General features: G+C 74.3%; 1 protein-coding gene. It reads right to left on the bottom strand.

The window, feature by feature from the left end:
- Positions 1-1,767, bottom strand: a 1,767-nt coding sequence (locus I73_RS14765; RefSeq protein WP_022981324.1) for a 5-oxoprolinase/urea amidolyase family protein, incomplete at both ends; no start/stop codon positions are given.

The raw sequence follows: 1,767 nt of genomic DNA, 5'->3' as shown, positions 1-1,767 counted from the left end.
CGAGCGAATGCCCGGTGTGAGGTCGATCAGCCCTGGCAGGCCACCGGCGGCCTGGCGGGCCTGCAGCGCGGTCATCAGCACATGCACCCGCAGTCGCAGCTCGATGTCCAGCACCAGCGGTCCGAACTCGACCAGCAGGTAGCGGTCGCCGGCCTGGCGGATGACCATCGCGGGCACCTCGTCGCGCGCCGGGTCCTCCAGCACGATGGGGCTGGGGCAGGCGGTGGCGTCGTCCTGCGGGGCGGCGGGCAGCTGGGCCTGCTGGGGATCGGCGCCGGACCCGCTCAGGGTGGCCAGGGCCGCTTCCAGCTGGGCGCTGCGCTGGGCCGCCTGGTCCAGGCTCAGGCGGTGGAAGCGAACCGTGTCGCCCGGGCGCAGCTGGCCCAGCTTCCACAGCTCGGCGTCCACCACCACGGCCGGGCAGACGAAGCCGCCCAGGCTGGGGCCGTCGGGGCCCAGGATCACCGGCATGTCGCCGGTGAAGTCGATCGCGCCGATGGCGTAGGCGTTGTCGTGGATGTTGGACGGGTGCAGTCCCGCCTCGCCGCCATCGCGCCGGGCCCATTGCGGCCGCGGCCCGATCAGGCGCACGCCGGTGCGGCTGGAGTTGTAGTGCACCTGCCAGTCGGTGCCGAAGAACATGGCCACGTCGTCGGGCGTGAAGAAGTCCGGCGCGCCATGCGGGCCGTAGAGCACGCCCACGTCCCAGTGGTGGCCGATGGCGGGCTGCAGGCTGGCGGGCGTGCCGCGGCCGGCCCGGCCCTGGTCGAGCGCGGCCTGCGGTGCGGCCAGGTGGACCATGTCGCCCACCCGCAGGGTGCGGCCGGCGTGACCGCCGAACTGGCCCAGCGTGAAGGTGCTGCGGCTGCCCAGGTAGAGCGGCACATCCAGGCCGCCGCCGACGGCGATGGCCAGCCGGCAGCCGGTGTCGACCAGGCGGCCCACGGCCAGCACACCACCCGCGGGCACGGCGATGGCCTGCCACATGGGCATGGGCACGCCGTCCAGGGTGACGGGCGCGGGCGCGCCGGTGACGGCCACCACCGCCGCGGTGTGGAAGCGCAGCGTGGGGCCGGCCATCGTGCATTCCAGCGCGGCGGCGTCGGCGGCGTTGCCCACCAGCGCGTTGGCCACCCGGTGGGCGTAGGCGTCCATCGGGCCGGAGGGCGGCACGCCCACGTCCCAGTGGCCCTGGCGGCCGGGCCAGTCCTGCACGGTGGTCTGCACGCCGCCGTCCAGCACCTCGAAGGCCTGGGCCACATGGCGCAGCGTGCCCAGGAAGCGGGTGGTCTGCCGGCCTTGCTGGAAGGTGGGCTCGGCCAAGACCTGGCGCAGGTAAGCCAGGTTGGTCTCGATGCCGGCGATGCGGGTGGCGGCCAGGGCCTGCTGCAGCGCGGCCAGCGCCGCCTCGCGGGTGTCGGCGGTGACGATCAGCTTGGCCAGCATCGGGTCGTAGTGGGCGGGCACCTCGGTGCCGCGCTCGACCCAGGTGTCCAGCCGCAGCGGGTGGGCGCCGGGGCCGGCCTGGGCGCCGGCGGGCCAGCACACCTCGGTCAGCACCCCGGTGCTGGGCTGGAAGTTGCGCGCCGGGTCCTCGGCATAGAGGCACACCTGGATGGACGCGCCGCGCAGCGTGGGCTTCAGCGTGTGCAACGGCAGCAGCGTGCCCGCGGCCAGCTGCACCATCCAGGCCACCAGATCCACGCCGCTGACCTGCTCGGTCACGCCGTGCTCCACCTGCAGGCGGGTGTTCACAACCAGGAAGTA

This window comes from Ideonella sp. B508-1 (assembly GCF_000333615.1).
In the GTDB taxonomy this organism is placed as follows: domain Bacteria; phylum Pseudomonadota; class Gammaproteobacteria; order Burkholderiales; family Burkholderiaceae_C; genus Ideonella.
The sequence above is the reverse complement of the archived record's forward strand: the minus strand, read 5'-3'. Positions and strand labels throughout refer to the sequence as shown.